Source organism: Dactylosporangium sp. NPDC050588, assembly GCF_040654975.1.
GTDB classification, from domain to species: domain Bacteria; phylum Actinomycetota; class Actinomycetes; order Mycobacteriales; family Micromonosporaceae; genus Dactylosporangium; species Dactylosporangium maewongense.
This window is the reverse complement of record NZ_JBFAJA010000070.1, coordinates 1-25578: the sequence shown is the minus strand read 5'-3', so window position 1 is coordinate 25578 and position 25578 is coordinate 1. Positions and strand designations below refer to the sequence as shown.

At 69.7% G+C, this 25578-nt stretch carries 16 protein-coding genes; 8 read left to right on the top strand and 8 right to left on the bottom strand.

The annotated features are described in order from the left end of the window. Window positions 1-41: 41 nt before the first annotated feature. Both AB0I21_RS39360 and AB0I21_RS39355 read right to left on the bottom strand, forming a co-directional pair. Window positions 42-1166, bottom strand: a complete 1125-nt coding sequence (locus AB0I21_RS39360; RefSeq protein ID WP_360568779.1) for a CaiB/BaiF CoA-transferase family protein — start codon at window positions 1164-1166, stop codon at window positions 42-44. A 21-nt stretch (window positions 1167-1187) separates the two neighbouring features. Further along, window positions 1188-1403, bottom strand: coding sequence for a hypothetical protein (locus AB0I21_RS39355; RefSeq protein WP_360568778.1), 216 nt, complete (start codon window positions 1401-1403; stop codon window positions 1188-1190). On the opposite strand from AB0I21_RS39355, the gene AB0I21_RS39350 reads away from it, so the two are divergent. After that, window positions 1372-1764: an FAD-binding protein gene (locus AB0I21_RS39350; RefSeq protein WP_360568777.1), complete on the top strand. Its 393-nt coding sequence runs from the start codon at window positions 1372-1374 to the stop codon at window positions 1762-1764. The genes AB0I21_RS39355 and AB0I21_RS39350 overlap by 32 nt on opposite strands. A 48-nt stretch (window positions 1765-1812) precedes the next feature. Here AB0I21_RS39350 and AB0I21_RS39345 read toward each other — a convergent pair whose 3' ends face one another. Both AB0I21_RS39345 and AB0I21_RS39340 read right to left on the bottom strand, forming a co-directional pair. Then, window positions 1813-3627, bottom strand: coding sequence for a GH25 family lysozyme (locus tag AB0I21_RS39345; protein ID WP_360568776.1), 1815 nt, complete (start codon window positions 3625-3627; stop codon window positions 1813-1815). Window positions 3628-3714: 87 nt separating this feature from the next. Continuing rightward, window positions 3715-5298, bottom strand: a complete 1584-nt coding sequence (locus tag AB0I21_RS39340) for a hypothetical protein (RefSeq protein ID WP_360568775.1) — start codon at window positions 5296-5298, stop codon at window positions 3715-3717. A 130-nt stretch (window positions 5299-5428) separates the two neighbouring features. Between AB0I21_RS39340 and AB0I21_RS39335 the strand changes: the two genes are divergently transcribed. After that, window positions 5429-9106: a BTAD domain-containing putative transcriptional regulator gene (locus AB0I21_RS39335; protein ID WP_360568774.1), complete on the top strand. Its 3678-nt coding sequence runs from the start codon at window positions 5429-5431 to the stop codon at window positions 9104-9106. Here AB0I21_RS39335 and AB0I21_RS39330 read toward each other — a convergent pair. Further along, complete coding sequence (locus AB0I21_RS39330) at window positions 9096-9377, bottom strand: FixH family protein (protein ID WP_360568773.1); 282 nt, start codon at window positions 9375-9377, stop codon at window positions 9096-9098. The two genes, AB0I21_RS39335 and AB0I21_RS39330, sit on opposite strands and share 11 nt — an antisense overlap. Window positions 9378-9579: 202 nt before the next feature. Next, window positions 9580-10359 carry an IclR family transcriptional regulator gene (locus AB0I21_RS39325; protein ID WP_360568772.1) on the bottom strand — a complete coding sequence of 260 codons (780 nt, stop codon included), beginning with the start codon at window positions 10357-10359 and terminating at the stop codon, window positions 9580-9582. A gap of 221 nt (window positions 10360-10580) precedes the next feature. On the opposite strand from AB0I21_RS39325, the gene kduI reads away from it, so the two are divergent. The 3 genes from kduI (at window position 10581) to AB0I21_RS39310 (ending at window position 12339) form a co-directional block, all read left to right on the top strand. After that, window positions 10581-11336 carry a 5-dehydro-4-deoxy-D-glucuronate isomerase gene (gene kduI / locus AB0I21_RS39320; protein WP_360568771.1) on the top strand — a complete coding sequence of 252 codons (756 nt, stop codon included), beginning with the start codon at window positions 10581-10583 and terminating at the stop codon, window positions 11334-11336. Further along, entirely contained in the window at window positions 11333-12088 is a 756-nt protein-coding gene (gene kduD / locus AB0I21_RS39315; RefSeq protein ID WP_360568770.1) for a 2-dehydro-3-deoxy-D-gluconate 5-dehydrogenase KduD, read from the top strand. Before kduI ends, kduD begins: the two co-directional genes overlap by 4 nt. A gap of 134 nt (window positions 12089-12222) precedes the next feature. After that, window positions 12223-12339: a LamG-like jellyroll fold domain-containing protein gene (locus tag AB0I21_RS39310; RefSeq protein ID WP_360568822.1), complete on the top strand. Its 117-nt coding sequence runs from the start codon at window positions 12223-12225 to the stop codon at window positions 12337-12339. A 90-nt stretch (window positions 12340-12429) separates the two neighbouring features. Here the strand turns inward: AB0I21_RS39310 and AB0I21_RS39305 are convergent, their stop codons facing one another. Further along, complete coding sequence (locus AB0I21_RS39305; RefSeq protein WP_360568769.1) at window positions 12430-13359, bottom strand: WYL domain-containing protein; 930 nt, start codon at window positions 13357-13359, stop codon at window positions 12430-12432. On the opposite strand from AB0I21_RS39305, the gene AB0I21_RS39300 reads away from it, so the two are divergent. Next, window positions 13336-14385, top strand: coding sequence for an alpha/beta hydrolase (locus tag AB0I21_RS39300; RefSeq protein ID WP_360568768.1), 1050 nt, complete (start codon window positions 13336-13338; stop codon window positions 14383-14385). The genes AB0I21_RS39305 and AB0I21_RS39300 overlap by 24 nt on opposite strands. 420 nt (window positions 14386-14805) lie before the next feature. Next, window positions 14806-16158: a hypothetical protein gene (locus AB0I21_RS39295; protein ID WP_360568767.1), complete on the top strand. Its 1353-nt coding sequence runs from the start codon at window positions 14806-14808 to the stop codon at window positions 16156-16158. Between the two features lie 97 nt (window positions 16159-16255). Here the strand turns inward: AB0I21_RS39295 and AB0I21_RS39290 are convergent, their stop codons facing one another. Further along, window positions 16256-19978: a LamG-like jellyroll fold domain-containing protein gene (locus AB0I21_RS39290; protein WP_360568766.1), complete on the bottom strand. Its 3723-nt coding sequence runs from the start codon at window positions 19976-19978 to the stop codon at window positions 16256-16258. Window positions 19979-20386: 408 nt separating this feature from the next. Between AB0I21_RS39290 and AB0I21_RS39285 the strand changes: the two genes are divergently transcribed. Continuing rightward, window positions 20387-25578 (top strand): RHS repeat protein (locus AB0I21_RS39285; protein ID WP_360568765.1); only part of this gene is annotated, 5192 nt, incomplete at its 3' end.

Sequence of the window (25578 nt, the reverse complement as noted above, 5' to 3'; positions counted from 1 at the left end):
TGGGTGCCCCGTGCGGCCCGGCCGCACGGGGCACCTCGCGCTCACCGTCCGGCGACGGCCCCGCCGGCCAGCAGCTGATCGATCTTCGACCGCGGATAGCCGATGCCCGCCAGCACGCTCCTGGTGTCGGCGCCCGGACCCGACCCGAGCGGCGGGACAGGGGTGCTGCTCCTGGAGAAGCGCGGCGCCACGCTCGGCTGGTGATGGTCGCTGTCAGGGATCGGGACGTACGACATCCGGGCGGCGCTCTGCGGATGGAGACGGGCCTCGTCGAGATCGAGCACTGGCGTGACGCACGCGTCGACGCCGTCGAACGCCAGGGCCCATTCGTCTCTCGTCCGGGACCTGAACGCATCCGTGAGGAAGGCCCGGAGCGCCGGCCACCGTTCCCGGTCCTTGTGCGCGTTGAGCAGCTCCTCGTCGGCTCCGCCGAGGACGGCGAGCGCGTTGCGGTAGAACCGCTCCTCGATGGCGCCGAAGGCGACCCACCGGCCGTCGGCGCAGGTGTAGACGTCGTAGTAGGGGCACCCGCCGTCGAGCAGGTTCGAGGCCCGCTCGCCGGACCAGCGGCCCTGGGCCCGCAGCCCGTGGACGAGCCCCATCAGGCCGGCGGTCGACTCCAGCACGTTGGCGTCCACGACCTGCCCGCGCCCCGAGCCCCTCGCCTCCCACAGCGCGCAGACGATCCCGAACGCGAGCGACGCGGCCCCGCCACCGAAGTCGCCGATCAGGTTGAGCGGCGGGACGGGCGGCTCGCCGGCGCGTCCGATGCTGTGCAGCGCGCCGGACATGGCGATGTAGTTGATGTCGTGGCCGGCGACGTGGGCCAGCGGCCCGCTCTGCCCCCAGGCGGAGAGCCGGCCGTAGACGAGGGCCGGGTTGCGCGCGTGGCAGGCGTCGGGGCCGAAGCCGAGGCGTTCGGCGACCCCCGGGCGGTAGCTCTCGACCAGGACGTCGGCCGCCGCGACCAGGTCGAGGAGGACCGCGAGGCCGGCGCCGGTCTTGAGGTCCACCGCGATCGACCGCCGTCCCCGCTCGATCACCGGGTTGGGCGTGTAGTCGGGGTTGGGCCCGCCGGTCCGGTCGACGCGGACGACGGTGGCGCCCATGTCGGCGAGCAGCATGACGGCGAACGGTCCCGGCCCGATGCCGGCCAGCTCGACCACCGCACGCCCGCGCGGGGTCCGCTACTCATCGGTGCCCGCCTCGGCCAGGAGCTGGCGGCGGAGCGTCGCCTTGGCCACCTTGTCCAACGTGGACCGCGGCAGCTCCGCCACGACACGGATCTCGCGGGGGCGTTTGTACGGGGTGAGCAGCTCCTCGCAGCGATGGGCGGCGGCGGCGACCGACACCTCCTCGCCGGGACGGGCGGTGACGAAGGCGACCGGGACCTCGCCGAGCATCGGGTCGGGCCGGCTCACGACCGCCGCCGCGCTGACGGACGAGGTCGAGCGCTACAACGCCGCCGTGGACGGCCCCTGCTGGCTCGGCCGCGCCGCCCCCCGGCGCCGGCTGCACCCGCCGTACTACGCCCCGGCCGTCTCCAGCGGCCTGGTGCACACCCAGGGCGGCATGACGATCGACACCGCCGCCCGCGTCGTGCGCCCCGGCGGCGACCCGATCCCCGGCCTGTTCGCGGCCGGCGGCGCCGCCGCCGGCATCTCGGGCGACGGCCCCGACACCTACCTGCCGGGCAACGGCCTGGCCCACGCGTTCGTGACGGGTCTGGTCGCCGCGGAGACGGTCGCCGCCGCGTTCGCGTGACACCGGACGCCCGGCGTCCCGTGGTTCGGGACGCCGGGCGGTGTGGGGTCAGGAGGGCAGGGTTTCGCGGTTCCAGGTGGTGCCGTTCCACCAGATGTGCTGGAGGGTGCCGTCGGTGGCGCGGGTGACGGTCTGGATGTAGTTGAGCGAGTCGAGAGTGATGGCAGGGTCGCCGGCGAGTCCGGCGCCGCCGGTGAGGGTTTCGCGGTTCCAGTTGGTGCCGTTCCACCAGATGTGTTGCAGGGTGCCGTCGGTACCGCGGATGACGGTCTGGATCCAGTTCGCCGAGTCGATGGAGATGGCAGGGTCGCCGGCCAGTCCGGCGCCGCCCGGGAGCGTTTCGCGGTTCCAGGCGGTGCCGTTCCACCAGACGTGCTGGAGGCTGCCGTCAGTGCCGCGGGTGACGGTCTGGATGTAGTTGAGCGAGTCGATGGAGATCGCGGGGTCGCCGGCCAGTCCGGCGCCGCCCGGAAGTGTTTCCCGGTTCCAGGTGGTGCCGTTCCACCAGATGTGTTGCAGGGTGCCGTCGGTGGCGCGGGTGATGGTCTGGATCCAGTTCGCCGAGTCGATGGAGATCGCGGGGTCGCCGGCCAGTCCGGCGCCGCCCGGGAGCGTTTCGCGGTTCCAGGCGGTGCCGTTCCACCAGATGTGTTGCAGGGTGCCGTCGGTGCCGCGGGTGACGGTCTGGATGTAGTTGAGCGAGTCGATGGAGATGGCAGGGTCGCCGGCCAGTCCGGCGCCGCCGGGGAGGGTTTCCCGGTTCCAGGTGGTGCCGTTCCACCAGACGTGCTGGAGGGTGTTGTCGGTGCCGCGGGCGAACACCTGGATCCAGTTCGCCGAGTCGATCAGTGCCACCGGCCGTCCGGCCAGACTCATCGTCGGGAACAAGGTCTCGCTGGTCCAGGTGGTGCCGTTCCACCAGACGTGCTGCAGCGTGTTGTCGGCACGACGTTCGAAGCCCTGCAGCTGGTCGCCCCACCGGACCAGACCCGAACCCGGCCGCGGCCGCGACACCGCCGCTGTGCCGCCCGCCAGGACGGCCAGGTCGGCGGTCGAGCCGTTGAAGACATTGTGATCGACATTGCCGCTGATGCCGGGCACGCTCGCCTGGTCGGTGTACTGCCACAGCGCCCACCGGCTCCAGCCGGCCGGCAGCGTGCCGGGCGAGCTGGCGTAGCGCGCGACGAACAGCGGCTGATCCGCGAACGCGCCGCTGTTGCCGGTGCACGGATTCCACCAGCTGGCACTGGTGTAGATCATGGTCGGCCGGCCGGTGCGCTCGCGGACCCGGGCGACGAAGTCGTTGATCCAGGCGACCATCTGGCCGGGGTTCATTCCGTAGCAGGGGTAGGTGCTGCCGGAACCCTCCCAGGGCCACTCGATGTCGAGCATCGGCGGCAAGGTCCGCCCGTCGGCCGCATACCGGGCCCGATCCAGGAAGTAGTCGGCCTGGGCGGTTCCACCACCACGGTCCGGACGGGCGAAGTGGTACGCGCCGGCGTACAGGCCGTTGGCCTTGGCATTGGCGTAGTTGGCGGCGAAGTACGAGTCGGTGAACGTCAGGCCCTCACTGGCCTTGGCGTACATGAACCGCTGCCCCGAGCCGGCGACGCTCGACCAGTTGATGCCGCCTTGGTGGTTTGAGACGTCGACGCCGGTGATCGGGTAGCCCGGCGGCACGGCAGCCGCACTCAGCGACGGGGGAGCGGCGGTGCCGGGGACGCGACCGGCGGCGGCGTGACCGTTGGTTTCGGCGGCTGCGGCCGGCGTGGCCGACAGCGTGGCGATGGCGAGTGACGCGGCGAGCGGCACGAGCAAGGTCCGCAGCGATCGTCGCCGGCTACCCGTGAATTGGTCGGTCATGAGGAACTCCTAAACAGTTGCTGAGGTTCGGTGGCCCGGATGACGGACGCCCGGCGTCCCGCGGTGCGGGACGCCGGGCGGTGTGGGTCAGGAGGGCAGGGTTTCGCGGTTCCAGGTGGACCCGTTCCACCAGATGTGCTGCAGGGTGCCGTCGGCACCGCGGGTGACGGTCTGGATGAAGTTGATCGAGTCGAGAGTGATGGTCGGGTCGCCGGCGAGTCCGGCGCCGCCCGGGAGCGTCTCGCGGTTCCACGCGGTGCCGTTCCACCAGACGTGCTGGAGGGTGCCGTCGGTACCGCGGATGACGGTCTGGACGAAATTGAGTGAGTCGATGGAGATGGCGGGGTCGCCGGCGAGTCCGGCGCCGCCCGGGAGGGTTTCGCGGTTCCAGGCGGTGCCGTTCCACCAGATGTGCTGCAGGGTGTTGTCGGTGCCGCGGGTGACGGTCTGGATGTAGTTGAGCGAGTCGATGGAGATGGCGGGGTCGCCGGCGAGTCCGGCGCCTCCGGGAAGGGTTTCCCGGTTCCATGCGGTGCCGTTCCACCAGATGTGCTGCAGGGTGCCGTCGGTGCCGCGGATGACGGTCTGGATCCAGTTCGCCGAGTCGATGGAGATCGCGGGGTCGCCGGCCAGTCCGGCGCCGCCCGGAAGCGTTTCCCGGTTCCATGCGGTGCCGTTCCACCAGATGTGTTGCAGGGTGCCGTCGGTGGCGCGGGTGACGGTCTGGATCCAGTTCGCCGAGTCGATGGAGATGGCAGGGTCGCCGGCCAGTCCGGCGCCGCCCGGGAGGGTTTCCCGGTTCCAGGTGGTGCCGTTCCACCAGACGTGTTGGAGGGTGTTGTCGGTGCCGCGGGCGAACACCTGGATCCAGTTCGCCGAGTCGATCAGTGCCACCGGCCGTCCGGCCAGACTCATCGTCGGGAACAAGGTCTCGCTGGTCCATGCGGTGCCGTTCCACCAGACGTGCTGCAGCGTGTTGTCGGCACGACGTTCGAAGCCCTGCAGCTGGTCGCCCCAACGGACCAGACCCGAACCCGGCCGCGGACGCGACACCGCCGGCGGCTGATCCTCGACGATGCGGTCGTACCGCACCGGGGTGTAGTTGCGCCAGTTGAAGTTGGTCGGGACGCCCTCGATGGTGTTGTCGACGGAGCCGGTCTCCTGCACCACGATCGGCTGGGTGTGCGAGCTGTCCTTCCACGACACGAACAGCGCCACGTGGCTGCCGTTCGAGGTGCCGTCGTGATAGAGCAGGGCGTCGCCGGCGGCCAGCTGCGACGCCGGGATCGGGGTGCTGACCTCGTCGAGGTTGCCGGTCCACCAGTCGCTTCCCTGTCCGCCGAGGCCCCAGGCCATCGCGACCATGCCGGAGCAGTCGGTGCGGTAGTCGCCGTAGCTGTTGCGGTAGCACCTGCTCTGGCTGTACGGCGTCTTGCCGATCCAACTCCGTGCCCGGGTCACCGCCATGGATCGGGGCATCCACTTGTTGTCGGCACCGTTGTATCCGCAGGTGACGGCAGAGAGCGCAGGCGGCACCTGGTCGGGCGCCGGTGGGCTGGGCGCGGCACGTGCCGCACCCGCACCGACGACGAGCGAGGCGGCGAGAGCGAAGGCAAGGCCGCCGGCAACCAGCAGCGCGCGGCGGGTGCGGTCGCGAATTCCCATGGTCATGTCGAGCCCTTCCGAAGTTGTGGCCGTCCCCGCCGGTCCCCTTCGCCGGCGGTGCTCACAGCATTCGGCTCGGTACTGGACGCCGGCTGTACCCGGCGGTGCCCGTACCGGTCTCGTATCGCGTTCGCGCATGCCAGGACGGGTACGGACCGCGGAACTTGCGGGGCACCACCCGTACCAGACCCGTACTAGGATGAATTCACTTGCGACGATGACCACGGGGGCGGGCGTGAAGCGCATGGGCGATACCGGGGCTGTGCCCTTCGGCGATCTGCTCCGAATGTCGCGGGAGATGGCGGCGCTCACCCAGCGCGAGCTCGCACTGCTGTCCGGGGTGAGCGTGGCGACGGTTCGCGACCTCGAGCAGCGACGCACCTCGCATCCGCACCCGGGCTCGGTGCGCCGGCTGTGCGAGGCGTTGAGGTTGACCGGGGAGGACGCCGCGGCGTTCCAGCGGGCGGCGGTGCGGCCGGCGTCTCCGGGCAGCCCGGCCGGCGAGATGCCCGATGCTTCGGTCCGTGTGCTCATCCTCGGCCCGCTGGTGGTGCGTCGCGGCGGCGCCGACCGGCGGTTCGGCGCCGACCGGCAGCGAAGTCTGCTGGGCCGCCTGGCCCTGACCCCGAACGAGGCGGTGCCGCGCACCGAGCTGATCGACCTGCTGTGGCCCTCCGCGCCACCAGAATCGGCCGTCAACCTCATCCAGACGTACGTGACGCGACTGCGTCACCTCCTCGGACCGGTCGCGGCCGACTCGGACCAGACGTCCATGCTCCGCTCCGTGCCCGGCGGGTACATGTTGCGCGCCGGTGCCGATCAGCTGGATCTGTTGCACTTTCGCGAGCTGGTCTCGCGGGCCCGTGCCGCGGAGCCTGCGGCCGCCCTGGATCTCCTCGACGACGCCCTCGCATTGTGGCGCACCGAGGCGGTCTGCGACGTCGCCGCGCTGGCCACGCATCCGCGGGCGGTGGCCCTGACCGACGAGCGCATCATGGCCGTGCTGCGACATGCCGACCTCGCCGACCAGGTCGGCCGGCACGAACGGTCGTTGGCGATGTTGCGGGCGCTGAGCGACGCGCATCCGCTGCACGAGCCGCTGTGGGGGCGGATGATCCTCGCACTGGCGGCCGGCGGTCTCCAGGCGACAGCCCTGGCGGCCTACGCGCAGATCTGTGCGCGGCTCGCCGACGACCTGGGCATCGACCCCGGGCCGGAGCTCGCCGAATTCCATCGCCGGGTGCTGCGCCAGCACTGGCGCCGCGAGCCACGGCAGACCATCGACGGCTGGCGGGCGTCGCCGGCCCGCGAGCAGGCACCTGCCGTACCCCCGCAGCCATCACCCCCACCGGCCCCACCGCCCCCGTCGATCCCGCCCCAGCCGCCACCGCCCCCATCGGTCCTGCCCCCGTCGGTCCCGCCCCAGCTGCCATCGCCCCCGTCGACGGACGTGACCGGACCGGCGGCCGATCGAGTCCGGCCGTTCCAGGTCCCGGCACCGGTCGGTGACTTCACCGGTCGGACGGCGCAGCTACGGCTGTTGTGCGAGTTGATGCGCAACGACGTGGCGGCGCCGGTCCCGATCCCGGTGAGGATCTGCACGATCGCCGGCCCGGGCGGAGTGGGCAAGACCAGCCTCGCCCTGCAGGCCGCGCATCTCATGCGGGCCGACTTCCCGGACGGTCACCTCTACGCGGATCTGCGCGGCGACGGAGCCGATCCGGCGCGCCCCGTCGACGTGCTCAGCCAGGCGTTGCGCGGACTGGGTGTGGAGGCGGCGTCGATCCCGACCGACGAGGCGGAGTGTTCGGCGCTGTTCCGGACCACGGTCGCGGTGCGGCGTCTGCTGATCGTGCTGGACAACGCCCGCGACGCCCGCCAGGTCCGGCCGTTGTTGCCGGGCTGGGGTGGTTGCGGCGTGATCGTCACCAGCCGCCGCCGGATGGTGGACCTGGAGGCCGCGACCGCCGTCGATCTGGAGACCATGCCCGTCGAGGACGCGGTCGACCTGTTCGCCAAGATCGCAGGCCCGTCCCGGGTGCTGGCGGACCCCGCCGCGGCGGCGACGGTGGTCCGGCTGTGCGGACGGCTGCCTCTCGCCATCCGCATCGCCGGCGCCCGGCTCGCCAGCCGTCCCAACTGGACGGTCGACACCCTGGCCCGCCGCCTCGACGACGAGGTGCGCCGGCTCGACGAGCTGCGGGCAGGGGATCTGCAGGTGGCCGCCAGCCTGCGGCTCAGCTATCAGGACCTCTCGGAGCCCGCCGCACAGGCGTTCCGGCTGCTGGCGCTGGACCCGATCAATTCCTGGTCCGTCCCGGCGGCCGCGGCGCTGCTCGGCCGGACCGAGCGGGACACCGAGGATCTCCTCGACGACCTGGTCGACAGCAGCCTGCTCCAGGCGCCGTCGCCGGGTAGGTATGTCCTGCACGACCTGCTGCGGCTCTATGCCCGCAACCTCTCGGCGGCCGACGACGGGCCGACCGCCCAGGCCGGCGCGATCGACCGGCTGTACGCCCACTACGCCGACCGGGTGGCCGAAGCGGCCCAGCGCCAGCATCCCAACATGGTGCGTCTGCCGAGTCCGGACCGTGTCGCCGACCGGTTCGCCGATCCGGCCGCCGTGATGGCCTGGATCGAGGTGGAGATGCCGCAGATCGTCGCGATCGTCGAACACGTGGCGAAGCGGGGTCCGCGCCCACTCGCCTGGATGCTGGCCGATCAGCTGCGGGGCTACTTCTTCAGTACGCGACTCGCCGCGCCCTGGTTCGCGACCGGCCAGGCCGGGCTCGACGCGGCCCGCGCGTGCGACGATCACCAGGCGCAGGCTGCCATGCACCAGACGCTGGGCCAGGCGGCGTGGTCCATCGGCGACTTCCAGGAAGCGCTGCGGCAGTACCGCCTCGGGCTGACGCTGGCCGAGTCGGTCGGCTGGTCGGAGGCCGTCGGCTACCTGAATCACAACATCGGCCTGGTCCACTTGGCGCTGGGTGAGCCGGAGGCGGCCCGCGCGGCGTACCTCGACGCACTCACCGTCTGCCGGGAGCATCATCACCAGTATGTGGAGGCGGTGACGGTCAACGACCTCGGCATGATGTGCTGGGAGCTGGGTCAGCTGGCACTGGCGGCCGAGTACCTCACCGATGCGCTGCGGCTCAACGAGCACGGTGGCAACGTGGACGGCGAAGGAGTCAACCGGCTCAATCTCGGCCTGGTGCTGCGGGAGATGGGCCGATACGCCGAGGCGCGGATCCAGCTGGAGCGCAGCGCCGAGATCTACGAGCAGATCGGCTCCCGGTATGGGAAGGGTGCGATGCTCGTGCAACTCGCATTGCTGGAGTCGGCCGTCGGCCCGACGGACGGCTCGGTGATCGAGATGGCTCGCACCGCCCTGGAACTGACCCGGGCCAACCAGGACCGGCCCTCGGAAGCGGATGTTCTGGTGAGCATCGGCGCTCTCCTGTTCGAGGCCGGATCGCCCGATGAGGCGGCGGCGTGCATCAGAGAGGGTCACGAGCTCGCGACGGCGGTCGCCGCGCCCTACTTGCAGTGCCGCGCCCTGATCGGGCTGGTGGCCGTGCACCTGCACGAGGGGGCGCTCGCGACGGCGATGGACGCCGCACGAGAGGCGTTGCGGCTGGCTCGCCGGGGCGGGTACCGGATGCTGGAAGCGGACGCGCTGGTTGCCTGTGCCCGGGCTCGGTGCGGCGACGAGGCGTCGCTGCTACGCCAGGCCGAGGACATCTACGTCCAGGGCGGTAGCCAGGCACGGGCGGACCGCGCAGTGAAGAAGACCGGCGCGGTCAACCTCTGACGATGAACTCCAGCTCGTCCACGGGGTTGGCGAACTGGGTGACCCGCAGGGACACCTGCATCCGCCACGTCCCGGACACCGGGAGCACGACCTGCGCCGTGTAGAGGCCCGCCGACACCTGGGTCAGCGGGATGTCGCCGAGCGTCGTCCCGTCGGTCGACAGGCGCACCACCGGCGGGGCGACGCCCTCGGCGGGTTCGCCGGCCGGGGAGCTCAGCCGGAGGGTGACGGTGTTGGGGCCGCGGGTGAGCGGGGTGAGGGAGGCCCGCACCGTGATGTCGCCCAGGGTGGTCGTGTGGGTGTCGGAAGCGGCCTCGGCCGACACGCTCGCGGGCCGGGAGGACGCCTCCCGCGCCGGCGTGGTCGCCGCGCTCGAGAAGCGCTGAGATCGCCGAGGTCGCTGAGGCCGCCGCTCATACGCGATGGGGCCGACCCGCAGCCGGGTCGGCCCCATCGTCGTGTGTGGGAGTGCGTCAGCGCACCAGACTGTTGTCGCGCATCGCCGACAGGCGGGCCTTCACGCTCAGCAGGGTCTCGATGATGAAGTCCTCCCGGCCGTGCTTGAGCCGGCTGATCGGGACCGCGACGCTCAGCGCGTCGACCGACCGGCGGGAGAAGGGCAGCGCGACGCCGAAGCAGCGCACGCCCAGGCAGGACTCCTCGCTCTCCTCCGCGTAGCCGACCTGGGCGGCCTTTTCGATGATCGCCAGCAGGGCGTCCCGGTCCGTGGTCGTCTGGGTGGTGATGGCCTTGATCTGGTGGGGGACGAGCGGCTCGCGGACGTCCTCGGGCATCTCGGCGAGCATCGCCCGGCCGAGCGCCGTGCTGTAGGCGGGAAGGCGCCGGCCGACCGCCGAGTACATGCGCAACGGATGCTTGGACTCGCGCTTGGCGGTGTAGATGACCTCGGCGCCTTCCAGGCGGCCCAGGTGCACGGTCTCCTCGGTGGCGGCCGCGATCTCGTCCATCACGGCACTGGCGCGCGACAGGACCGGGTCGCCGTCGATGTACGCGGAGCTCACCGTGAGTGTGTGCACGCCGAGCCGGTAGACGCTGCCGGTCTGGTCGGTGTCCAGCCATCCGCGGGCGCACATGGTGCGCAGGAGCGCGTGCAGGCTGCTCTTCGGGATGCCCAGGCGGGTGGCCAGCTGCAGTTGGGTGCCGGGGCCGTGGGCGGCGATGTCGTCCAGGACGTCGAGGACCCGTGCAGCCGACTTCACCTGCGAGGTTGCAGCCGTTTTGTCCGTGTCCACCCGAGGCCTCCTCATCAACGGTGCGTGTGCGCCCGGCGTCCAACACTAAACCACAGTTCACATAGAAGAACAGACTTCAGCCCCTTGACCTGTGATCGGAGCGATAGGTATGGTCGCTCAGTTCACGTAGCGGAACGCGGTTCACAAACGAGGAGAAAGTTTTGATCGAAGTCAGGTACTCCGCATCGCCGTCCACGGTTGAGACGGCAACGACTGCGGAGTTGCGAAAGAACTTCCTCGTGGAGCGCCTGTTCCGTGCCGGCGAGGTGCACGGGGTGTACACCCACGACGACCGGCTGGTCGTCGGCGGCGCGGTCCCCGGTGACGGCCAGCTCGAGCTGCCGGCCTGGGACGTGCTCGGCACGCCGTCGCACCTGGCGCGCCGCGAGCTCGGCATCGTCAACGTCGGCCAGTCCGGTCACGTGCTGGTCAACAACGAGAAGTTCGAGCTCCGCCACCTCGACGGACTGTTCGTCGGCCGCGGCAACGAGGTCGGCTTCACCGGCCCCGAAGCCGCGTTCTACTTCGTCTCCGCCCCGGCGCACGCGGCGTACCCGACGGCCCTGCTGAGCCACTCGGCGATCGAGCCGATCAAGCTCGGCACGGCGCAGGGCGCGAGCGAGCGCAACCTCTACAAGTACGCCTGGGGCGAGGAGCTGCAGACCTCGGTGCTGCAGTTCGGCGTGACCGTCATCGCCGACGGCTCGGTGTGGAACACGTTCCCGCCGCACCTGCACGACCGGCGCACCGAGGTCTACATGTACGTCGACCTGGACGAGAAGGACCGGGTCTTCCACCTGATGGGCCAGCCCGGCGCCGCCCGCCACCTCGTCGTGCGCGACCGCGAGGCCGTCATCTCGCCGCCGTGGTCGATCCACTCCGGCGTCGGCACCGGCTCGTACGCCTTCATCTGGGCGATGGGCGGCGAGAACAACGACTACACCGATCTGACCCCGGTGCCGCTGGAGGATCTGTGACCTCGCCGTTCGACCTGACCGGCCGCTGCGCCGTCGTGACCGGCGCCGGTCGCGGCCTGGGCCAGGCGATCGCGCTCGGGCTCGCCCAGGCGGGCGCCGACCTGGTCCTGCTGGGCCGGCCGGGCAGCCAGTCGGCGACCCGGGAGCAGGTGGCCGGCCTCGGCCGGGACGTGGAGGTCGTCGACCTCGACGTCAGCGACCACGACGCGGTCGTCCGGGTCGCGGCCGAGGTCAACGGCCGCCGTCAGGTGGACATTCTGGTCAACAACGCCGGCATCATCGACCGCCAGGACTCGGTGGACGTGAGCCGGCGGTCGTGGGACCGCGTGGTGGACACCAACCTCAGCGGCCTGTTCTTCCTCTGCCAGGCGTTCGGGCGGCCGATGACCGAACGTGGGCACGGCAAGATCGTCAACGTCGCCAGCCTGCTGTCCTTCCAGGGCGGGCTCCGGGTGGCGTCGTACGCCGCCAGCAAGCACGCCGTCGCCGGCGTCACCAAGGCCCTGGCGAACGAGTGGGCGCGGCTCGGCGTGCAGATCAACGCCATCGCGCCCGGCTACATGACCACCGACAACACGACCGCGCTGCGTGCCGACCCGGACCGCTCCCGGTCCATCCTCGAACGCATCCCCGCCGGCCGCTGGGGAGAGGCCGCCGACATCGCCGGCGCGGCCGTCTTCCTGAGCTCCGCCGCCGCCGACTACGTCAACGGCCACGTCCTGGTCGTCGACGGAGGCTGGATGGCCCGCTAACCCTGGCCTACAGGGCACCGAACCAGCAAGATCAGACGACTCCTCTCTGTTGTGCCACCCCGCCGGCTCCCACCGGCACTGAAGAGATTGAGGATCAACCATGACGATCACCCCTCGTCCCGCCGCAGCGTCATATCGGCGGGACGAGCTGGGGTGACGCGAGGTTCGACGGGCTGATCGACGACTTCCGCCTGTACGGTTACGAGCTCAGCGCCGAGCACGTGACGCAGCTGTACGCGGGTCGCCGGTGAGCACACCGCGCCCGTAGGGCGGCAATGACGGCGTGGGCCCCGGGTGAACTCTCCCAGGGCCCACGTCCTGCGTCGCCCGCGCGACCGGTCTCAGCCGTATCGCTCGACGAGGGCGTTGCCGATCGCGGCCAGGTGGTCCCGTACGCCAGGAGGGCCGGTCACCTCGAGCCATTCGACCATCCCGGCGAGCTCGCCGGCGAGCGCGTACTCGTCGTAGCCGCGGATCACGACCTCGATGCGGCCGTCGGCCGTGGAGCCTCCCACCTCGAGCCGGTCGCCGAGCGCCATCCGGAGCCGGCCCATCTCGTGGGGCACGCACACCGCCCGGATCTCGAGGGGTGTCAGCCTGCGGTCGACCTCGTCGGCGACCTCGCGCCAGCTCGCGGCGAGGTCGAAGTCTTCGGGCCGGTGCACGGGATCGCCGGTCGGGTCGGCGGACGACACCCGGTCGATGCGGAAGGTCCGCCGGCCGGTCCCGGTGTTGGCGACGAGGTACCACGACGGACCTTTGGCGACGATGCCCAGCGGGTGGACGGTTCGCTCGGTTTCGGCGCCGTTGCCGTCGACGTAGCCGAGCCGCACCTGGACGCCGCGGATCACCGCGTCCTGGAGTTCGTCGAGGAATCGGGGCGCCCGGCGCTCGATCCGGCTCGACCCCCAGCGTTGCGGGTCCGTGACCAGCGACGACGCCGCTGCCTCGGCCTCCACCCGGAAGGGCTCCGGCAGGGCTCGGACGAGCTTGCGCAGCGCTGCCTTCACGGCCGGCGTCGCGGCCGAGGCCGGGCCGGCGACCAGGAACAGGGCGCGGGCCTCACTCGCGGTCAACCCGGACAGGTCGGTGCGGGCGCCGCCCACGAGGCGCCAGCCGCCGCCCCGGCCCTGCATGGAGTACACGGGCACCCCGGCCATGGCCAGGGCGTCGAGGTCGCGGCGGGCGGTGCGCTCGGAGACCTCCAGCTCCCGGGAGACCTCTGCCGCTGTCACCTGCTCGCGCTGTTGCAGCAGGAAGAGGACGGCCATCAGCCGGTCGGCTCGCACCCCGGCAACACTTCCATGAAAACCGGTCATGAGGTGACCGGTTCCGGTCAGCAAGATGGCGGCATGATCACCGATTTCCCCGAACCCACCATGATTGCGGTCAACGGCGTGGAGCTCGAAGTCTTCGAGGCCGGCAGGCACAATGCGGGGCGACCCGTCGTGCTCTGTCACGGCTGGCCGGAGCTCGCCTATTCCTGGCGTCATCAGATGCCGGCCCTGGCCGCAGCGGGCTACCACGTCATCGTCCCGAACCAACGGGGCTACGGAAACTCGTCCCGTCCGGCCGAAGTGACCGCCTACGACATCGAACACCTGGCGGGTGACCTCGTCGCGCTGCTTGACCACTACGGCTATGCCGATGCCACCTTCGTCGGCCACGACTGGGGTGCGTTCGTCGTCTGGGGCCTGACCTTGCTGCACCCGGACCGGGTCAACAAGGTGATCAACCTGAGCCTGCCGTACCAGGAGCGCGGAGCAAAGCCCTGGATCGAGTTCATGGAAGAGGTGTTCGGCGGCGACTTCTACTTCGTGCACTTCAATCGGCAGCCGGGCGTCGCGGACGCCGTCCTCGAGGCGCACACGGTGCAGTTCCTTCGCAACATGTACCGGAAGAACGAGCCCCCCACGGAGCCTCAGCCGGGCATGTCGTTGATCAATCTCGCCAGAGCGGAGACGCCGCTCGGTGATCCCTTGATGAGCGACCGCGAACTGGCCGTCTTCGTCTCCGCGTTCGAGTCGTCGGGCTTCACGGGCGGCATCAACTGGTACCGGAACCTCGACCGCAACTGGCACCTGCTGGCCGACGTGGACCCGATCATCCGCCGGCCCACCCTCATGATCTACGGCGACCGCGACGCGATCGCGGAGTCGGAACGACTGACCGACTTCGTGCCGAACGTGGAAGTGGTCAATCTCGACTGCGGCCACTGGATCCAGCAGGAAAAGCCGGAAGAGACAACCCAGGCGATGCTCAAGTGGCTGGACCAGCAGGCGCGGGAAATGCCGTAGCCGAAGTGATCGTATGACCGGGTCGGTGTGCGGTGGCGGCGAGGTGGCCACCGCACACCACACCGGTCAGTCCGTCAGCCGGTCGACGCCGAGGGCATCAGCGTACCTAGATAATACGTATTATCGTCTTGACTGCCCGGAGTGCGCCCACCACCATTCGAGAAACACGCCGGTAACACTCAGCGGCAGGAGGGCCACATGGCGTATTGCTACGACCAGCCGGCACCCGCCGCCGCCACCGTCAGCGGCGTGACCGTCCATTGTGGAACCCCTGGTTCCGATGTCGAACCGCTGCTCGATCTCCACCGTTCACCGTTCATCACCCGGACGGTCGGTCGTGCCTGTCGAACGACCGCCGCCGGCGGCGCCGGTTCGCCCGCCGCGCGACGTCGACCGCCGTCCACCAAGGGAGAAAATTCTGTGACATCTCAGCGCCTCGTCCGCCGTTCCGCCTGCGCTGCGGCGACCGGACTCGTCACCGCCGCCCTCGCCGCGACACCGGCCACGGCCGCGCCGGCCGACACCCCGTTCAGCTTTCCCAGCTTCACCTACGTCGGCACGGCGTTCGACAAGACGAAGCTGAAGTACAACCCGACGAACGAGTTCATCTTCCCCAGTGTCATCCGGGCGGCCGACTATTTCGCGCACCCGCTCGGCACCTACTACCTGTACTACGCGCCGCACGAGAAGCCGGGCGGCATCTCCCTGGCCTACTCCGACTCCATCAACGGCCCCTGGACCGAGTATCAGAGCAACCCGCTGGTCTCCAACACCTGGCTGCCGTACTACGGCACGGTCAGCCACATCTCCTCGCCGCATGCCATCTGGGTCGAAGGCGAGCAGAAGCTCTTCCTCTACTTCCACGGCGAGAACTCGATCACCCGGTACGCCACGTCCGACGACGGCATCCACTTCGAATACGGCGGCGCGGCGGTCCAGAGCGACGACAGCACCGGCCGCGAGACCTCGTACGCCCGGGTCTTCGAACAGTCGATTCCGCGGCTCGGCAGCCGGTACCTGATGCTGTTCATGGACAACCCGATCAACGCGCTCCCCGGCCCGACCGGTCCGGTGGCGCGGCGCATCCGCTGGGCGGTCTCCACCGACGCCCGGAACTGGACGGTCCAGCCGCAGCCGATCGTCACCCCGCAGGGCGTCGAGGCCCCCAACGCCTCCGGCCCGTTCTACCTGCGTTGGCAGGGCCGCAACCTGGTGATCTTCCACGCGGCCGACGGAGACATGCACGCGGTGGACGTCGGCGAGAACTTCGACCAGGAGGTCCACCTCGGCGTCGTGCACGACTCGATGGCAGCCGCGCCGGACCTGGGCCGCTCGGCGGCACCGACCTTCTACTTCGACGGCACCACCGTCCACATGTACTACGAGGCCGGTGCCCGGCTCACCGCCACCATCGGGCACGCGGTGGCCACGCTGGACGAACCGTTGCCCGAGCGGCAGCTGAACTGCACCGTCGACCGGCCGCGGCTGTGGCCACCGAACCACCGCATGGTCGACGTCAACGTGAGCGTCGACCTCCCGGACGGCGTCCTCGGACCACACGCGTTCCAGCTCGCCGACGTCACCGGTGGCGACGCTTCGGACGTCACGGGGTTCGTCTCGGGCCAGCCGTCGCTGACCGGGCAGCTGCGCGCCGAGCGCGCCGGCAACGGCGGCGACCGGGTCTACACGCTGACCTACCGCGGTCACGACGAGATCGGCCGCGCGGCCGGCTGCACCGTCACGGTCACCGTTCCGCACGACCAGGGCCGGTGAGCGCCGCCGCGATGCGCCCGGGTCGGTAAAGATCGGGGTTGAGCAGGCCCGGTGCGCGGGCCTGCTCAACCGCCTCTTGTGCGCTGTGCTGTACGGGTTACGGCGTCGCGAGCTGGGCGATCTCGTAGGAGGACGCCGCGTGGTCGAAGATGTCGACATTGTCGATCGTCCCGCCCACGTAGTTGGATCCGCCGCCCAGGCGCCCCTCGGCTCGGCCGATCTGGATCGGGCCCCAGGCGTTCCATGGGGTCGCCCGGATGCTGGTGCCCTCCAGAACGCCGTTGACGTAGATCTTGATCGTGCCGGTGTCCCCGTCGTAGACGCCCGCGATGTGGGTCCAGGTGTTGGCCTGTGCCAGCGTCTTGCCCTGCGCCAACGAATACCCCGTCGGGGATGCCACGTCGGTGTTGGCGAACACGAAGCGCCACTGGCCGTCGATGGTGCACTGCAGGTAGAAGCCGGACTGCCAGGTGCCCTGCGAACCGACCACCGTCTGCCAACTGTTGGTCGCGGTGACCCGCACCCACGCCGCGACGGTGAAGGTGCGGTCGGTCCGCACGACCGCGCCGCTGGTGGCCGCCCACTGGTTGGTGCCGTTGAGCGACAGCGCCCGGTCGGACGGGTCGGTGGAGAACTTGCGACCGTTGACCCGGGTCCCACCGGCGAAGATCTTCGCCGGGTAGTCGCCGTATTCGTCGAAGACGGCGGTGCCGCTGCCCGTGTCGTCGAAGCGCCACGCGGCCCGCCGCTCGGGCTTCTCCGACACCGTCCAGCTGCGCACCATCAGCGGTGCCGCGGTGAAGCCGGTGCCGGAGTTGCGCACCGTGTGCAGCTCGGTGGTGCCGACGATCGAGCTGTCGCGGAAGATCGCCAGGTCGTCCTTGCCGTCCCCGTCGAAGTCCGAGGCCTGCAGTTCCTTCACCTTGCGCACGTCGAACGAGGTCCACGTCGGCGACACGCTCAGCGAGGTGATCGCGGTGCCGTTCCAGCCCCACACCGCCAAGTTGCTGCTGGTGCCGTAGTCGTACAGGACCGCGATATCGATCTTGCCCTTCCCGTTGGTGGTGTCGCCGTCGAAGTTGCCGGCGACGAACCGTGCCCGGCGGTACTCGAAGTTGCCCGCTCCCGACGACCAGGCCGGACCGCTGGGCGTCTGGAACGTCTGCGCGGCCCCGTTGGACTTGTAGACCAGCGCCGACATGCTGTCGACCGCGTCGGCCTTCATGAACGTGATGTCGGTGTCACCGTCGGCGTCGAGGTCGGCGCCGACCGGGGTGGCGGTGGTGATGTTGATCGCCGGCGTGCTCGCCCACTGCGTCGCGGTGTACTGGGCCGAACCGGAGCTCTGCTTCCACACCCAGATGGTCGAGCCGGTGCCGGTCAGGTCGCCGCGGACCGCCGCGACGTCGGCCTTGCCGTCGCCGTCGAAGTCGCCCGGCACGAACCGCAGGTTGGCGATGTTCCACAGTGGATCGACCGGCGCGGCCGGGCTGGTCCAGACCGGGTCCTGCAGGATGTCGAAGCGGTTGCCCCGGGCGGTCAGCAGGAACATGCGGATCAGGCCGTCCGGGTCCTGCCGGAACAGCGCGTGGTCGGACAGTCCGTCCGGCGCCCCGGAGGGGCCGGTGAAGTCCCCGGTGACGAAGCGCATCGTGACGAACGACGAGCCGTCCCGGCCGGTGTCCCAACCGACGGTCTGGGTGGAGAAGTCGAGGTTGTTGTCGACGTCGAGGCCGTTGGAGGTCAGCGTCCAGGCCCGCAACCGGTCGCCGCCGGCGTCGATGATCGCTGAGATGTCACCCTTGCCGTCGCCGTTGACGTCGCCGCGTTTCTTCGGCGGCACGGCACCGTTGTCGTTCGCCATCAGCTGGTACGGGTTGGCGGTGGTGACGCTTTGGTTGCCGGCGAAGTCCTCCGAGCGCACGTACAGGTCGCTGCTCGCGTAGCCGGTGTCGGGGTCGGTCCACAGCGTGACCGGGATGGTGGCGTCGCCGGTGCTGTTGGCGGGCACCCACCCGGTCAGTTTGTCCGCGGCGAACCCGTAGGCGTAGCCGGCGATGTCGGTGTCGGCGGGTGCGTGCTTGAACAGCACGCTGCCCGTCTGGCCGACGTCCTTCACCGGGTCGCCGTCGGGGAAGTCGGTGCTGCTGATCGTCGGCACCGAGGGTCCGGTGGTGTCGATGATGAAGAAGCAGCGGCTGCTCCACGGGCTGGTGCCGATACCGTCGCCGCTGCGGGCACGGTAGGAGTAGACCGTGTTGGCCTGCAGCACACCGGCCGGGACGGCCGGCCAGGACACCGCGGAGCCGTTGGCCACGCCGACGGTGCTGGCGGCGTGCTTGACGGTCTCCGTCGCACCCTGCAGCACCTGGAGGTCGCCGTGCACGGTGTTGGCGTCGCTGTCCAGGAGCAGGGCGCTGAACTTCGTCTGCTGCATCGCCGCCGGCAGCCGGGTCGGCCTGCTCTCCGAGCCGCACGTGGTGGCCGGCACGGTGTTGAGCTCCTGCGGCACGTCGGGGGTGGTGTTGTACTCGATGCTCAGGGCTGCGCCCCACGGGTGGAACTGCTTCCACTGCAGCTTCTGGCCCTCGTCCACGGCCTTGAGGCCGAAGGTGATCTGGCCGCCGAACTCGCCGTTGGCCGCGCGCTGCATGTGCTGGCGCACCAGCGGGTAGTCGTAGCCACCCATCCACATCGTCATGTCGGGAGCCGCCTGGCCACCGCAGCCGGTGTCCTCGTTGGCGTGCCCCCAGCCGGTGGCGATGTGCGTCGCCCAGATGTTGCTGCCGCTGGAGTTGTTCCAGGTGACCGATCCGGCCGAGCTGACGTTGTTGGTCCCGTACAGCATCACCGGGGTGTCGCCGCAGCTGGCGGAGTGGTCGAGGTTGATCGAGAACACCGCGTTGGTGAGCTGCTTGCCGACCAGGTTCTCCACGCCGAACAGGAAGTAGGACCGCCACGGTGTCTTCGTGGTGGCATAGCCGGAGTAGCCGACCTTCGCCCGGTCCCGGTCGGTCGTCCAGTAGGAGGTGTTGCCGTTGGCCTGGTTGATGTGCGTCCAGTTGCCGTTGTTGGTGACGGTGCCGGACGGGTCGATGTACACCGGGAAGTTGAGGTCGGTGCGGGCCAGCATCGCCTGGTCGGGCTCGACCGACAGCTGGTCCTCGCCGATCACCGAGCGCATCGTGGCGTGGTGGGCCGGCTCGACGAGCTCCGCCTCCCACTTGCTCAGCCCGGCCGGGATGACCGGCTCGTCCCACATGATCGGTGCGTCGCTGATGAGCACGGACGTGCCGTTGCGGTCGACGAGGTTGAAGCCGCCGTCCACCGCCGAGGTGATCTTCAGGTCGGCGGTGCGCACCCCGAAGGTGAGCTTGCGCAGCGCCTGGCTGCCGGCCGCGGCCCGGTTCTTGACCACGAAGACCTTGCTGAACCCTTCGCGCTGCGCGGTGAGCTGCAGGTCGACCCCGGGCAGCAGGTCAGGGTAGACGGCGTTGGCCCCCTCGAGCCGCGGCTTCGGCAGCTCGGTCGGCCAGGTCAGCGCGAACGTGCCGCCGATGCCCTTGAGGGTCAGCAGGTCGCCCTTGCCGCCGCCGGAGAAGCTGACATCGACCGAGCTGGCCTTCGGCCGCACCACGCCCTTCGCGTCCCGGATCAGCGTGAGGTCGATGTCGGACCACTTGCCGTCCTGCTGCACACGCACCGGCGCAGCGAACTGCTTCATGGTGTACGTGCCGGACGGGTTGATGAAGAACTCCGTCGTCTCGGTCCGGCGTTGCGTGATCTCGACAGGTTTGTTGGTGACCTTCGCCTCACTCAACAGGGCAGCGATCGGCGCGTCGGCTTTGGTAACGGCCGGGTCCTGGACGGCGCCCGGGCCGCTCGCCTCCGAGTCGGTCCCGCCGCTCCCGGCAGTGCCGGCGGCAGTGCCGGTTGACTGCTGTGCGTGACGGTCGTGCGACCCGAATTGCGTGACGGCCAGCACTGATGCGGCCAACCCGGTCACTGTGAGTGCGATGGCCCACTTTTGGGCTCTGCGCAGCGGGATGCTTTCGCCCACCATTGATCCTCCCCGTCTGGTCGATGGAAGCGGCCGCAGCTTAAGGAAGGGAGCGAGAGAACTCAATCCCTTGTTCGGTGATGTATTCACATGCATGATGCATCTGCAATCCGCCTGGGAGGCGGATCTACGGTTGCCGATGCGGGGGAGGACGCCGTGGTGCGGTCCATGCTGCACGCCGTTCGAGATCCATTGCCGGACCATCGACGATGGCGCAGGTGGCGTCGCCGGGCGGTCGGCGCGACGGTCCTGACGGTCACGTTGTCGTTGCTGGCCTCGGGGCTGGCGACGCTGCCGGCGGTGGCGGCGCCGGTCGATCCGCTGGTGGCGAATCCGAACCAGGTGGACCGGAAGGTGCCGGAGGACACCGCGAAGCGAGTGAAGCCGGCAAGGTTTGCGGATGCCGAGCAGGGTCTGGGGCTGACCGCGGCGCCCGCCGTGAGCTGGCCGAAGGCCGAGTCCGCGACCGTCGACCTGGCCGCGCGGCGGCTCGCCGCCGAGCCCGCCCGTACCAACGCCGATGTCGTGCGGGCCGCGAAGGCGGGTCCGACGCGGGCCGGCGGGAGCCCGGTGTTCATCGGTGACGCTCGTGATGCGGTGCAGGAGGATCTGCGGAAGGTCCCGTTGGTCGGTCCGGCGGCGGTGCGGGTCGAGGTGTTCGACCGGGCGCGGACGGCGAAGTCCAAAGTGGACGGTCTGCTGCTGAAGGTGGCCCGTCCGGACGCCGCGATGAGCAACAACCGGGTCGCGGTCGAGGTGGACTACGGGTCGTTCCGCGACGCGTATGGCGGTGCGTGGAGCTCCCGGCTGCGGCTGGTCGAGCTGCCCGAGTGTGCGGCGACGACACCGGAGCGCAGTGAGTGTCAGGTGGGCAAGCCGCTGCAGTCGGTGAACAACACCGGTGCCGGGGTGGTGAGCAGTGACCTCGACCTCGCCGGTGGGGCGTCGAAGATGCTGGCGTTGCAGGCGGCCGGTTCCGGTGGTGCGGGTAACTTCGGGGCGACCTCGCTCAGTGAGTCGGCGGCGTGGGGTGGTGGTGGTTCGACGGGTGACTTCACGTGGTCGTATCCGCTGAGTGTGCCGCCGGCGAACGGTGGCCCGTCGCCGACGATCTCCCTGGCGTATGCGTCCAGTGGTGTTGACGGTCGCACGGCCGGGGCGAACAACCAGGCGTCGTGGATCGGCATGGGTTTCGAGTTCGCGCCGGGGCAGATCGAGCGCCGCTACAAGCCGTGTGCGACGGATGTCGAGGGCGACGCGAACAACAAGTCCCGGCCGACGGGGGACCAGTGCTGGTATTCGGACAACGCCTCGATCACCCTCAACGGTAGGGCCTCCGAGCTCGTGCGGGTCGGCACGAGCAACACGTGGAAGCTGAAGAACGACGACGGCTCCAAGGTGGAGCAGCTGTTCAACACCGGGCTCAACAACGGTGACGACAACGGCGAGCACTGGAAGTTCACCTCACCCGACGGCACCCAGTTCTTCTTCGGTCAGAACCGGCTGCCGGGCTGGACGAGCGGTGAGGAGACCCAGTCGGTCTTCACGGTGCCGGTGTACGGCAACCACCCTGGTGAACCGTGCAATGGTGCGAACTTCCAGGCGTCGGGGTGCCGGCAGGCGTACAAGTGGAACGTCGACTACGCGGTCGATGTGCACGGCAACACGATGTCGTACTTCTACGAGCGGGAGACGAACAACTACGCCCGCTACGGCGACGCCGACCACCCGGACTGGTACGTCCGCGCGGGCAATCTGAAGCGGATCGACTACGGCCAGCGCAGCGACGCGATCTACTCGACCCCGCCGCTGGCCCGGGTGTACTTCGACACCGCCGGCCGGTGCGTCGGTGGTTGCTCGGCTCCGACGGACTTCCAGGACACCCCGACCGACCTCACCTGTGATGCGGCGCCGTGCAACCAGACGTTCTCGCCGGCGTTCTTCACCAAGAAGCGTCTGGACAAGATCCGCACCGAGGTGTTGAACAACAACGGTGTCGGGTTCCGTCCGGTCGACGAGTGGACGTTGCGCCAGTCGTACATCCGTGACGACGCCTCCACGGGCTATGCCATGTGGCTGGAAGGGATCACGCACAAGGGCCTGGCTGCCGCGACGCCGATCACCGCGAACGAGGTCACCTTCGACGGCGAGCCGATGGCCAACCGGGTCGACAACTACGGCGGGAACGTGCCCCCGTTGAAGTGGCGCCGGATCATCGGCATCACCAGCGAGTCCGGCGGCAAGATCGCGGTCCGCTACATGCCGACGAACTGCTCGACCACCAGCCTGCCCGCCTCGCCGCAGGCGAACACGCTGCGGTGCATGCCGGTCAAGGGTGTCGACGAGGCGTATCCGAACCGGATCGACTGGTTCCACAAGTACGTCGTGGACCGCGTGACGCAGGCCGACGCGTACAGCGGCATGCAGCCGGTGGTGACGGATTACGAGTACGTCGGCGACGCCGCGTGGCACTTCGACGAGATCGACGGCATCATCCCGGTCGAGGACAAGACGTGGTCGCAGTGGCGGGGCTACGGCACCGTGATCACCCGCACCGGCAACGGCCTCGACGGCCTGCGCCGTAAGACTGAGACCCGGTTCTTCCGGGGCATGAACGGGGACCGCAACGGCTCCGGCGGCACGAAGACGGTCAACGTCACCGACTCGCGCGGCGGGACGATCCCCGACGACGACCGGTTCGCCGGCATGACCCGCGAGACGACCAGCTTCCTCGGTGAGACCACGAAACTGTCGACCACCATCGACGATCCGTGGGTGTCGGCGGCGCAGGCGACGCAGACGAAGCCGTGGGGCACCACCAACGCCACGAAGGCCGACATCGAGGTTAGCCACGGCTACACGTACCTGACGCCGACCACGGTCCGGGAGACGAAGGTCGTCAAGAGCTTCGCCGCGGACGGCACCGTCACCCAGATCGAGAACCAGGGTGTGGTCGGCGACGGCAGCGACGACCAGTGCACGAAGTACACGTTCGCGTCCAACACCGCCAAGTACCTGATCAACCTGCCGATCCGGGTGCAGCAGCTGTCGGTGCTCTGCTCGGTGGCCAACCCGGCCAAGGGCGACGTGCTGACCGACTCGCGCAACTACTACCAGTCCGCGACCTTCGGCGTCATCGGTGACCGCGGGCTGGTCACCAAAGTGGAGGAGGTCAACGGCTACACGGGCGCGGCGGCGAGCACGGCGACCTACCAGACGAAGTCGACCGCCGTCTACGACGCGACGGGCCGGGTCACGGACTCGACCGACGTCAAGGGCAACCTCACCCACACCGACTACGTCCGCACCGGCAACGGGCCGATCACGCGGGTGATCACCACCGACCCGATCGGGCACGTGACCTATACCGACAACGACCCGGCGTGGGGTGCGCCGGTGAAGATGGTCGACGACACGAACGACGACGTGACGACCGAGGCGGAGCTCGACGCGCTGGGCCGGGTCATCAACGTGTGGGGGCCGACCCGCAAACGGGGTGTCGACTCGCCGGACAGCACGTATTCGTACCTGATCAGCCAGACGGGCTACTCCGTTGTCATGACGTCGACGCTCCAGTCGCCGTCGCAGGTGTCGGGGCAGCCGGTGGGCACGTTCGCGCCGCAGTACACCTCGAAGTACGAGCTGTACGACGGCCTGTTGCGGCTGCGGCAGACGCAGATCGCCAGCCCCACCGGTGGTCGTTCGGTCAGCACCATCGAGTACGACACGCAGAACCGGATCGTGAAGCGCTCTGGGCCGATGACCAACGACGCACCGCCCGGCTTCACGTTCCTGCCGGTCAATGAGGCGTCGCTGCCCAACCAGGTCCGCACCGAATACGACGCGGCCGGCCGCACCACGGCGGAGATCCTGATGGGGCACAACGCTTCCGGCCTGTACGAGAAGTGGCGCACCACCACCGCGTATGACGGGGACCGGGTGACCGTGACCCCGCCGGCGGGCGGCACGACCACCGCGGCGACCTACGACGCGCGCGGCCGGGTCTCGAAGCTGTGGCAGTACAAGGCGCCCGGGGTCTACGACGAGACGAAGTTCAGCTACGCCAAGGACGGCCAGCAGAGCGTCGTCGAGGACTCGGCCGGCAACAAGTGGGAGTACTTCTACGACGACCTGCACCGGCCGAACCGGGTGAAGGAACCGGACCGGGGCGAGTCGACGCTCACCTACAACCAGTACGGCGAGGTCGCCACCACCACCGACGCCCGCGGCAACAAGCTTGGCATGTCGTATGACGCCATCGGCCGGCCGACCGAGGTCAAGGACATCACGACCACGCCGGAGAAGAAGCTGACGAGCTGGGTGTACGACACCCTGAAGCTCGGCCTGCCGACGTCGTCGTCGCGGTGGGTCGGCTCCGACGAGTACCGCACCTCGGTGGTCGAATACGACCCGCTCCAGCGGCCCACGAAGACCCGGGTCTCGATCCCGATGATCGAGGGTGGGCTGGCCGGCAACTACGACTACTCAGCCACGTACAACTTCGACGGCACCCCCGACACCACCACGATGCCGGAGCTCGCCTCGCTGCCGGCGGAGACGCTGACCACCCGGTACAACGCGTGGGGTCTGCCGATCTCCACCGTGGGTGCGTCCAGCTACGTGCAGGCGACGGCGTACAACTCGTTCGCCGAGCCGCTGAGCGTGACGGTCGGCGCGACCGGCTCCGGGAAGAAGTCGCTGCTGCTGCAGTTCACCTACGAGGAGGCGACCCGCCGCCTGGTCACGGCGAGCGCGAGGCCGAACGGCGGCGCGAGCGTCTACAACGCCACCTACACCTACGACGCCATCGGCAACGTGGTCTCGGTCTTCGACCAGCCGACCGCGTCGGGCCAGGCGGCCGACTACCAGTGCTTCAGCCACGACTACCTACGGCGGATGACCGAGGCGTGGACGCCGGCGACGGCGAGCTGCGCGGCCAGCGGTCGCACGGTCGCGAATCTGGGCGGCCCGGCGAAGTACTGGAGCAGCTACACCTACGACAAGACCGGCAACCGGACCACCGAGCAGCGCCACGAGCTGCCCGGCGAGCCGACCACCACCTACAACTACGCCACCGCCGGGCACCGCCTCGACACCACCAGCGTCGGGGGCAGCACGCTCACCTCGTACCAGTACGACGCGAGCGGCAACACCACGCAGCGGGTCGTCGGCGGCGCCACGCAGGACCTGCAGTGGGACGCCGAAGGCAAGCTCAGCAAGGTCACCGAGGGGTCGAAGATCACCCGGTTCCTCAACGACGCCTCTGGCGACCGGCTGATCCGGCGCGACGACACCGGGACCACGCTGTACTTGCCCGGTCAGGAACTGCACCTCAGCACCGCCAACGTGAAGTCTGCGAC